Genomic DNA, 10421 nt, shown 5'->3' with positions numbered 1-10421 from the left:
GAGGTGACTGGTACTAATAGGCCGAGGGCTTGTCCTCAGTTGCTCGCGTCCACTGTGTTGGTTCTGAAACCACGAACGACCCCATGCATGGTCACGCATGGTGCGGTTGTCAGTTTCATAGTGTTTCGGTGGTCATAGCGTGAGGGAAACGCCCGGTTACATTCCGAACCCGGAAGCTAAGCCTCATAGCGCCGATGGTACTGCAGGGGGGACCCTGTGGGAGAGTAGGACGCCGCCGAACTCCTTTTATAGCCGCGGTCCCTGGATTCAATTCCAGGGACCGCGGCTTTTTGCGTTTTTGGCGACTGGGAGCGGCTACCCCTCACGTACCGACGTGTTGCGACTGAGGGTAAGGTCAGGGGGCATCGTCGGTTCTTATCCACAGGAGGCCCCCGGGTGGAGGTCCAGGAGACACGCGTCCAGACGGACCGTGTCCTCACCATCCCGAACATCCTCAGCATGGCACGCCTCGTCGGCGTACCCCTCTTCCTGTGGTTGATCCTCAGGCCGGAGTTCGGAGGGCCCAAGAGCGACGGTTGGGCGCTGCTCGTGCTCGCGCTGAGCGGCGTCAGTGACTATCTCGACGGCAAGCTCGCCCGCCGCTGGAACCAGATCAGCAGCCTGGGCCGACTCCTCGACCCCGCCGCCGACCGGCTCTATATCCTCTCGACGCTCGTCGGCCTGACGTGGCGGGAGATTCTTCCGCTCTGGCTGACCGGTGCGCTGCTCCTGCGCGAGCTGGTCCTCCTGGTGATGGTCTGGATCCTCCGGCGCCACGGCTATCCGCCGCCCCAGGTGAACTTCCTGGGCAAGGCCGCCACCTTCAACCTGATGTACGCCTTTCCACTACTGCTGCTCAGTGACGGAAGCGGATGGATCGCTTCTCTCGCCGCCATTTTCGGATGGGCGTTCGCAGGTTGGGGTACAACGCTGTATTGGTGGGCAGGAATCCTGTATGTGGTTCAGGTCCGCCGACTTGTCAAGGTGGACAGCATGACCGATTGAGCCCGCCGACTGGGCGGCCGTAGAGGCGCGAAGGCCCGCACCCGACTCAGCGGGCCTGACACGGTGGGCTTGTCGGCAAGATCGTCGTCTCTAAGGAGGACGTTTCCGACATGAAGGCCGTCGTAATGGCCGGTGGTGAGGGTACACGCCTTCGCCCGATGACCTCCAGCATGCCCAAGCCGCTCCTCCCGGTGGCCAACCGCCCCATCATGGAGCACGTGCTTCGCCTGCTGAAAAGGCATGGGCTCACCGAGACCGTAGTGACAGTTCAGTTCCTGGCATCGCTGGTCAAGAACTACTTCGGCGACGGCGAAGAACTAGGCATGGAGCTCACGTATGCCAATGAGGAGAAGCCGCTCGGCACCGCGGGCAGCGTGAAGAACGCCGAGGAAGCGCTGAAGGACGATGCTTTCCTCGTCATCTCCGGTGACGCGCTCACCGACTTCGACCTCACCGAGCTGATTAACTTCCACAAGGAAAAGGGTGCGCTCGTCACCGTCTGTCTGACGCGCGTACCGAATCCGCTGGAGTTCGGCATCACCATTGTCGACGAAGAAGGAAAGGTCGAGCGCTTCCTTGAGAAGCCGACCTGGGGGCAGGTCTTCTCCGACACGGTGAACACGGGCATCTACGTGATGGAGCCCGAGGTCTTCGACTACGTGGAGGCCGATACGTCGGTCGACTGGTCCGGTGACGTCTTCCCGCAGCTGATGAAGGAAGGCAAGCCCATCTACGGCTACATCGCCGAGGGCTACTGGGAGGACGTCGGCACGCACGAGAGCTACGGCAAGGCCCAGGCCGACGTCCTGGAGGGCAAGGTCGACGTCGAGCTCGACGGCTTCGAGATCTCGCCCGGCGTCTGGGTCGCCGAAGGCGCGGAGGTGCACCCCGACGCCGTGCTGCGCGGGCCCCTGTACATCGGGGACTACGCGAAGGTCGAGGCCAACGCCGAGATCCGGGAGCACACCGTGATCGGCTCGAACGTGGTCGTGAAGAGCGGCGCGTTCCTGCACAAGGCCGTCGTCCACGACAACGTCTACATCGGGCAGCACTGCAACCTGCGCGGCTGTGTGGTCGGCAAGAACACCGACATCATGCGGGCCGCCCGGATCGAGGACGGCGCCGTCATCGGCGACGAGTGCCTCGTCGGTGAAGAATCGATCGTTCAGGGCAATGTGCGGGTCTACCCGTTCAAGACGATCGAGGCGGGCGCGTTCGTCAACACGTCGGTCATCTGGGAGTCGCGCGGTCAGGCTCATCTGTTCGGTGCGCGCGGCGTCTCGGGAATCCTGAACGTGGAGATCACGCCCGAGCTGGCCGTGCGCCTGGCCGGGGCGTATGCCACGACGCTGAAGAAGGGCTCGACCGTCACGACCGCGCGTGACCACTCCCGTGGTGCGCGTGCCCTCAAGCGGGCAGTGATCTCGGCTCTCCAGGCCAGCGCCATCGACGTGCGCGACCTGGAGAACGTGCCGCTGCCGGTGGCGCGGCAGCAGACGGCCAGGGGCAGCGCCGGCGGCATCATGATCCGTACCACGCCCGGGGTGCCCGACTCCGTCGACATCATGTTCTTCGACGGTCAGGGAGCGGACCTCTCGCAGGCCAGCCAGCGGAAACTGGACCGGGTGTACGCGCGCCAGGAGTACCGGCGTGCGTTCCCCGGCGAGATCGGTGACCTGCACTTCCCGTCCAGCGTCTACGACTCCTACACCGGGTCCCTGCTGCGGAATGTCGACACCACCGGGGTGGCCGAATCCGGTCTGAAGGTCGTCGTCGACGCCTCGAACGGCAGCGCGGGCCTCGTGCTGCCCAGCCTCCTCGGCAAGCTCGGGGTGGACGCGCTGACGATCAACCCGGGTCTCGACGAGTCGCGCCCCACCGAGACCGCTGACGCGCGCAGGTCCGGGCTCGTGCGGCTCGGCGAGATCGTGGCCTCGGCGCGGGCCGCCTTCGGCGTGCGCTTCGACCCGGTCGGCGAGCGGCTCTCGCTGGTGGACGAGAAGGGGCGGATCGTCGAGGACGACCGGGCCCTCCTCGTCATGCTCGACCTGGTGGCCGCCGAGCGGCGCAGCGGGCGGGTGGCACTGCCGGTGACGACGACGCGCATCGCCGAGCAGGTCGCGGCGTACCACGGCACGCAGGTGGACTGGACGACCACGTCGCCGGACGACCTGACGCGCGTCGGACGCGGTGAGTCGACCATCTTCGGCGGTGACGGGCGCGGTGGGTTCGTGGTGCCCGAGTTCAGCAGTGTGTTCGACGGTACAGCCGCGTTCGTGCGGCTCGTCGGCCTGGTGGCGCGTACGCAGCTCACGCTGAGCCAGATCGACGCGCGCATTCCGCGCGCCCACGTCCAGCGGCGTGATCTCGCGACGCCGTGGGCCGTCAAGGGCCTCGTGATGCGGCGCGTGGTGGAGGCGGCCGGGGACCGGTCCGTGGACACCACCGACGGCGTGCGGGTCGTGGAGGCCGACGGCCGGTGGGTGCTCGTGCTGCCCGACCCGGCCGAGGCCGTCACCCATCTGTGGGCCGAGGGCCCCGACGACGCGTCGGCCCAGGCGCTGCTCGACGAGTGGGCGGCCGTGGTGGACAGCGCGGGGCACTAGCCACGCGCGCGTGCACGTACGCCCAGCCACGCGCGCGTGCCGGTCAGCACCACAACCGGTGCTGACCGGCACGCCGGTGGGGCCATTCGGAGGTAGCGCCCGCGACGTGCGACGATGTGCGGCATGCCGCAGCAGCCCCCCTTTCGGAGCACCCCTTCGCGCCCCCGGCGCCCGGACGCCTCCATGTCGCTGCTCACCACCGTCATGGACCACAGCCTGGACGAGGGCTACGCGGAGGCGGCAGCCCGGAAGAAGGCCAGGGGGGACAGCGGCGTGCCGCGCCCGCTGCGCGCCAAGCTAGGGCTCGCGGCGGGGCTCGTGCTCGCCGCCCTGGTGGTCACGGTGGGCGCCGCGGAGGCGCGGATAGCGGCCCCTGTGGTCGCCAAGGAGCGTGAGGAGCTCATCGACCGCGTCGAGGACGCGACGGCCGGGGCGGACAAGCTAGAGGACGACGTGGACGAGCTCCGCGACGACGTGGGCGAACGGCAGGAAGCCGCGCTGCGGGAGCACGGCGGCAGCAAGGGCGAGCTGGTCGGCCTCCTCTCCGGCGCGACCGAGGTGCACGGCCCCGGTGTGCGGCTCGTCGTGGACGACAAGAAGCAGGCGGACCAGGGCGGCGGCGGGCCGCGGGAGAGCGCGGACTTCTCCGACACCGGGCGGGTGCGCGACCGCGACATGCAGCGCGTCGTCAACGGGCTGTGGGAGTCGGGGGCCGAGGCGATCGCCATCAACGACCAGCGGCTCACCGCGCTGTCGGCGATCAGGGCCGCGGGTGACGCCATACTGGTCGACAACAGGCCGCTGGTGCCGCCGTATACGGTGCTCGCGGTGGGGGACGGGAAACGTTTGAGCGCCCGGTTCCAGAACAGCCACGACGGTCAGTATCTGCACGCGTTGCAGGAGAACTTCGGCATCCGGACCAGCATCTCCGTGTCGGACGAGCTCCGGTTGCCCGCGGCGCCGAGCGTGACCGTACGTACAGCAGAGCCGAAGGCAGGAAAGGGCACATCGTGATCGCCGTACTGGGCCTCGTCGTGGGAGTCGTGGCCGGATTGTTGGTTCGGCCCGAGGTTCCGGCGGTGGTCGAGCCGTATCTGCCGATCGCCGTGGTCGCGGCCCTCGACGCCGTGTTCGGCGGGCTGCGCGCGATGCTCGACGGCATCTTCGACGACAAGGTCTTCGTGGTGTCGTTCCTGTCGAACGTGGTGGTGGCCGCGCTGATCGTCTTCCTGGGCGACAAGCTGGGTGTCGGCGCCCAGTTGTCCACGGGCGTCGTCGTGGTCCTCGGCATCCGGATCTTCTCCAACGCCGCCGCGATCCGCCGGCACATCTTCAGGGCGTGACGCCGATGAGCGCTGACGAGAAGCCCGAGTACCCCCGCCGCGAGGAACTTCCCGCGGAGGTGCCCGCGAGCGAGCCGGAGGCACCCGCTGAGCCCGTCCGCGCGGAGCCGCGGCTCACCGGCCGCCAGCGGCTGGCGAAGGGCCTCTGGCCGCCCCGCGTGACGCGGCCCCAACTGATCGTGGCCCTGCTGCTGTTCGTGCTCGGGCTCGGTCTGGCCATCCAGGTGCGGTCCAACAACGACAGCAGCGCGCTGCGCGGCGCGCGGCAAGAAGATCTTGTACGCATCCTCGATGAACTGGATGACCGTACTCAGCGTCTGGAAGAGGAGAAGCGGCGCCTCGAGGAGCAGCGGACCGGGCTGGAGAACAGCTCGGACCAGGCCGAGGAGGCGCGCAAGCAGACGCTTGAGAGGGAACGGCAACTCGGCATCCTGGCGGGCACGGTGGCGGCCCAGGGGCCGGGCATCCGGCTGGCCATCGAGGACAAGAAGGGGGCGATCGAGGCGGACATGCTGCTCGACGCCATTCAGGAGCTGCGCGCCGCGGGCGCGGAGGCGATCCAGATCAACGACGTACGTGTGGTGGCCAGCACCCATCTTTCGGACGCCGGAGGCGGCGGGGTGAGGGTGGACGGCCGCGAGGTCCACGCGCCGTACCTCTTCAAGGTGATCGGCAAGCCGCAGGACCTCGAGCCCGCGCTGAACATTCCGGGAGGTGTGGTGCAGACTCTGGAGAAGGAGCAGGCCACGGTCGTCGTGACCCGCTCGGAGAAGATCGTCGTGAGCGCCTTGCGACCCGCGAAGCAGCCTGACTACGCTCGGTCGTCGTCGCAGTGAGCCGCGGGCGCATGGGGGCCGCGCGGCAAGGGCATGAGGTTGCGGGGGGTCGGCGCACCGGAAGCACGGTGCGTGGTGGAAACTGTTTGGTGGATTCGGACGTTGTCAGGGTGTCCGGTTCGCCGATGAGTGCCGGTGTGTGCAATCAGGGTTCGTCCTGCCCCACGGGCGGGTCTGTTTCGGTCAAGGGGAATCGCCCGTGAAGTTGTTTGCGAAGTTGTTCGGCAAGAGTGCACGTGAGGACAGCGGCAATCCCGCCACTGCCCGTCACCGTGCCCCGCGTCATGGAGAGGCCGAGGAGCAGGGCGGAGAGCGCCCCATGTTCCGCGATCAGGTCGCTGGTCCGGGTGGAGACATTTCGGGCGGACAGGGCGCGTCGTCTGTTGACCCTGCCGGTCCCGGCCGCATAGGTTTCGGAGAACCGTCAACCTCAGGTGCGGGTGGTGGATTCAGCCCCGACCCGTACGCGTCGAACGCCCCAGCGGGGCAGCCGCGGCAGGAGGATCCGTCCATGGCCCTGGTGTGTACGAGGTGCGGTAACCGCAATGCCGAGGCGAGCCGCTTCTGCTCCAACTGCGGTGCGCCGCTGCGGGCGGGGGCCGCGCCGGAGCGCGCGTCCGAGACGACCTCCACGATCTCCATCTCGGGCCTTGAGGCCTACGACGCGGAGGCGACGGGCACCAATCCGTCCCCTGCCCTCTCCCCGGAGGCGCAGGCCGCCGTCGACGCACTGCCGCTGGGCTCGGCGCTCCTCGTGGTGCGCCGCGGGCCGAACTCGGGCAGCCGTTTCCTGCTCGACGGAGAGCTGACCACGGCGGGCCGTCACCCGCAGAGCGACATCTTCCTCGACGACGTGACGGTGTCACGGCGTCACGTGGAGTTCCGTCGCGTCCAGGACGGTTCCTTCACCGTCGCCGACGTGGGCAGCCTCAACGGCACGTATGTCAACCGGGAGCGCATCGACTCGGTCGCGCTGTCGAACGGCGACGAGGTGCAGATCGGTAAGTACCGCCTGGTGTTCTACGCGAGCCAGCGGAGCGTCGGCATCTGACCCACACCCGGACGGCGTCCGGGGCACCCCCATGGAAGGTCCATGCTGCAAACACCGAGGGGCGGTGCCGACACCGGCACCGCCGCGGACCGTCGGCTGATGAGCATCGGTACCGTGCTGAACACGCTGCGTGACGAGTTCCCCGAGGTCACGATCTCCAAGATCCGTTTCCTGGAGTCCGAGGGGCTCATCGAGCCGCAGCGCACCCCTTCCGGATACCGGAAGTTCAGCCCGGAAGACGTCGAGCGTCTCGGCCACGTCCTGCGGATACAGCGGGACCACTACCTGCCGCTCAAGGTCATCCGTGAGTATCTCGACGCGCTGGAGCGCGGCGAGCGGGCCCCGCTGCCCTCTCTGGGGCGTCAGCGGGGTCCGGGCGACGCCGGGAGCCTGGAGGAGCTGGAAGGCCCCACGGCGGCCCGTGTGGGCCGTGACGAACTGCTCGCCCTCGCCGAGATCGACGAGGAGCAGCTCGCGGAGTGGGAGACGTACGGACTGGTCGTGCGGCTCCCGGACGGCGGGTACGACGCCGAGGCGGTCACGGTGGCCTCGCTCGTCGTCGAGCTCGGCAGGTTCGGGATCGAGCCACGCCATCTGCGCGCCATGAAGTCGGCCGCGGAGCGGGAGGCGGGGCTCGTCGACCAGGTCGTCGCGCCGCTGCGGCGGCACCGCAATCCGCAGACCAGGGCGCACGCCGAGGCGCGCACCAAGGAGCTCGCGGGCCTCACGGGAAAGCTGCACTCAGCGCTGGTGCAGACCGCCCTCGGGGTCCGACTGCCGTGATCAGCCGGGCGTCCCCGGACGCCCGGCGGGCCCGCCCGCGCCGTACTCGGCGGGTGCCCGACTACCCAAACCTGCCGACCACGTCCTAGGGTTGCTGTGTGAACGAGCTCGACGTCGTAGGTGTCCGGGTCGAAATGCCCTCCAACCAGCCGATCGTGCTCCTGCGTGAAGTGGGAGGCGACCGGTACCTCCCCATCTGGATCGGACCAGGTGAGGCGACCGCCATCGCCTTCGCGCAGCAGGGCATGGCCCCCGCACGGCCGCTGACGCACGACCTTTTCAAGGACGTGCTCGAAGCAGTGGGCCAGGAGCTCTCCGAAGTGCGCATCACGGACCTGCGGGAAGGGGTCTTCTACGCAGAGCTGGTCTTCGCCAGCGGCGTGGAGGTGAGCGCGAGGCCGTCCGACGCCATAGCGCTGGCCCTGCGCACGGGTACGCCGATCTACGGCAGCGACGGTGTCCTCGACGACGCCGGTATCGCGATCCCGGACGAGCAGGAGGACGAAGTGGAGAAGTTCCGCGAGTTCCTCGACCAGATCTCTCCCGAGGACTTCGGCACCAACAGCCAGTGAGCCGCTTCCGGCGGCCGGCTCCGGCCCATTCGGCTAGCCTTTCCCCGCGGCGAGATACGGGAAACCACTCTCAGGGTGATTATCACTCGGCGTGGCGAGTGTGGCGATCGTTGACGAGCCCCCGGTGACTGCCTACCGTCGAGAAGGCAGGTCAAGGACGGAGGTCGGCGTGAGAAGCAGCGGCGACGGTACGGCGGTGGGCGGCCCGTACCCGTTTTACGGCGGCGCGGCCGATCACTCTCCGAAACGACCGATGGCGGTCCAGGGGAGCGGGGACGCTACGTCAGAGAAATCCGAGCAGATCGGGTACCGGGGGCCGACGGCCTGCGCGGCGGCGGGCATCACGTACCGCCAACTGGACTACTGGGCCCGTACGGGCCTGGTCGAACCCAGTGTGCGGGCCGCGGGTGGCTCCGGGACCCAGCGGCTCTACAGCTTCCGGGACGTCGTCGTCCTGAAGATCGTCAAGCGGCTGCTCGACACCGGGGTGTCGTTGCAGAACATCCGGACGACGGTGCAGCACCTGCGGCAGGGCGGCTTCCGTGACCTTGAGCGGATGACGCTGATGAGCGACGGCGCCACGGTCTACGAGTGCACTTCGCCCGGCGAGGTCCACGAGCTGCTCCAGGGCGGCCAGGGGGTCTTCGGGATCGCCGTGGGCGTGGTGTGGCGGGATGTCGAGGCGGCCCTGTCGCAACTGCACGGGGAGCGTGTCGACACCGGGGAGACCCTCATCGGGCACAACCCCGCCGACGAGCTGGCCAGGCGGCGCAACAGGGCGGTCTGAGCGCCGGGCGGGGCATTGTCAGTGGCGTAGGGCAGCATCGGTGTCGTGAGAAGCGCGCCGACGATCCTGCATCTGGACATGGATGCCTTCTACGCGTCCGCGGAGCAGGCGGCGAAGCCCAGTCTGCGCGGAAAGGCCGTGGTGGTGGGCGGTCTGGGCCCGCGCGGCGTGGTGGCCACGGCGTCCTATGAGGCGCGGCGGTTCGGTGTGCACTCCGCGATGCCGATGGGCCAGGCGCGCAGACTCGCGCCGAACGCGGCCTATCTGGTGCCGCGCTTCGGTCTCTACCGCGAGATCAGCGAGCAGGTGATGGGCCTGCTGCGGGGGCTGTCACCGCTGGTGGAGCCGCTTAGCCTGGACGAGGCCTTCGTGGACCTGGAGGCGGGCGGTGTCGCGGACGACGCGGCGTCGGCGCGGGCCGTGGGGGAGCGGCTGCGGGCGGACATCAAGGCGGTGACCGGGCTGACGGGCTCGGTGGGGCTCGCGGTCTCCAAGATGCTGGCGAAGATCGCCTCGGAGGAGGCGAAGCCGGACGGTCTCGTGCTGATCGCGCCGGGCACGGAGCGTGCGCTGCTCGGGCCGATGCCGGTGCGGACGCTGCCCGGGGTGGGCCCCGCGACGGGAGACCATCTGCGGCGGGCCGGGATCACCACGGTCGAGGAGATCGCCGAGGCCGGTGAGGACGAGCTCGTGCGGCTGCTCGGCAAGGCGCACGGAGTCTCGCTCTTCGCGATGGCCCTCGCGCACGACGAGCGCCCGGTGGTGGCCGAGCGGGACACGAAGTCGGTGAGCGTCGAGGACACCTACGACGTGGACATCCACGACCGGGTGCGGGTCAGGACGGAGGTGGCGCGCCTGGCCGACCGGTGCGTGCAGCGGCTGCGGGCGGCCGGGCACTCCGGGCGCACCATCGTGCTCAAGGTGCGGCGCTTCGACTTCTCGACCCTGACGCGGTCCGAGACGCTGCGCGGGCCCACGGACGACCCCGGGGTGGTCAGGGAGGCCGCGGCGCGCCTGCTGGAGTCCGTGGACACCACGGGCGGCGTGCGGCTGCTCGGCGTGGGCGTCACGGGGCTGGCCGACTATACGCAGGAAGACCTGTTCGCGCAGGCCGCCGAGGCCGCGGCGGGCGCGGAGGCCGCCGTCGGGCCCTCCGGTGGCGAGGTGGCGGACCCGGAGCCGGGGGAGGACCTCATCGGCCCGGAGACGGAGCCCGCCGACGTGCCGGTGCCTCCGGCGGAGCGCCGCTGGGCGGCGGGCCACGACGTGCGGCAMGCCGAGTACGGGCACGGCTGGGTGCAGGGCAGCGGCCTGGGCCGGGTGACGGTGCGCTTCGAGACGCCGCGGTCGGAGCCGGGGCGGGTGCGGACGTTCCGGACGGACGATCCGGACCTGGAGCCCGCGGAGCCGCTGCCACTGGTGGACAGGGAGTGAGATG

The 10421-nt window shown here is 69.3% G+C and carries 10 protein-coding genes and 1 rRNA gene; all 11 read left to right on the top strand.

Going from position 1 to position 10421, the window contains the following annotated elements:
• Positions 1-124: 124 nt before the first annotated feature.
• The 11 genes from rrf to AB8Z36_RS17165 all read left to right on the top strand — a co-directional run bounded on the left by rrf (position 125) and on the right by AB8Z36_RS17165 (position 10417).
• A 5S ribosomal RNA gene (gene rrf, locus AB8Z36_RS17215) occupies positions 125-241 on the top strand.
• Between the two features lie 155 nt (positions 242-396).
• On the top strand, positions 397-1005 hold the full coding sequence (locus tag AB8Z36_RS17210; protein ID WP_369214194.1) for a CDP-alcohol phosphatidyltransferase family protein: 609 nt from the start codon (positions 397-399) through the stop codon (positions 1003-1005).
• Between the two features lie 110 nt (positions 1006-1115).
• Positions 1116-3611 carry a sugar phosphate nucleotidyltransferase gene (locus AB8Z36_RS17205; RefSeq protein ID WP_369214193.1) on the top strand — a complete coding sequence of 832 codons (2496 nt, stop codon included), beginning with the start codon at positions 1116-1118 and terminating at the stop codon, positions 3609-3611.
• 114 nt (positions 3612-3725) lie between these two features.
• Complete coding sequence (locus tag AB8Z36_RS17200) at positions 3726-4625, top strand: DUF881 domain-containing protein (protein WP_369214192.1); 900 nt, start codon at positions 3726-3728, stop codon at positions 4623-4625.
• On the top strand, positions 4622-4954 hold the full coding sequence (locus tag AB8Z36_RS17195) for a small basic family protein (RefSeq protein ID WP_030794354.1): 333 nt from the start codon (positions 4622-4624) through the stop codon (positions 4952-4954). Before AB8Z36_RS17200 ends, AB8Z36_RS17195 begins: the two co-directional genes overlap by 4 nt.
• Before the next feature lie 5 nt (positions 4955-4959).
• A complete protein-coding gene (locus AB8Z36_RS17190; RefSeq protein ID WP_369214196.1) occupies positions 4960-5790 on the top strand; it encodes a DUF881 domain-containing protein in 831 nt (276 codons plus the stop codon).
• 82 nt (positions 5791-5872) lie between these two features.
• Entirely contained in the window at positions 5873-6841 is a 969-nt protein-coding gene (locus AB8Z36_RS17185; protein WP_369214195.1) for an FHA domain-containing protein, read from the top strand.
• A gap of 42 nt (positions 6842-6883) precedes the next feature.
• The gene (gene ftsR / locus AB8Z36_RS17180; RefSeq protein WP_369214191.1) at positions 6884-7624 is read left to right on the top strand and encodes a transcriptional regulator FtsR; all 741 of its coding nucleotides are present in this window, start codon (positions 6884-6886) and stop codon (positions 7622-7624) included.
• A 98-nt stretch (positions 7625-7722) separates the two neighbouring features.
• Entirely contained in the window at positions 7723-8196 is a 474-nt protein-coding gene (locus tag AB8Z36_RS17175; RefSeq protein ID WP_030794342.1) for a bifunctional nuclease family protein, read from the top strand.
• Between the two features lie 169 nt (positions 8197-8365).
• Positions 8366-8983: a MerR family transcriptional regulator gene (locus AB8Z36_RS17170; protein ID WP_369214190.1), complete on the top strand. Its 618-nt coding sequence runs from the start codon at positions 8366-8368 to the stop codon at positions 8981-8983.
• Between the two features lie 45 nt (positions 8984-9028).
• A complete protein-coding gene (locus AB8Z36_RS17165) occupies positions 9029-10417 on the top strand; it encodes a DNA polymerase IV (protein WP_369214189.1) in 1389 nt (462 codons plus the stop codon).
• The last annotated feature ends 4 nt before the right edge of the window (positions 10418-10421 follow it).

This window comes from Streptomyces flavofungini (assembly GCF_041028215.1).
Classification (GTDB): domain Bacteria; phylum Actinomycetota; class Actinomycetes; order Streptomycetales; family Streptomycetaceae; genus Streptomyces; species Streptomyces flavofungini_B.
This window is presented reverse-complemented; position numbering and strand designations above follow the sequence as displayed.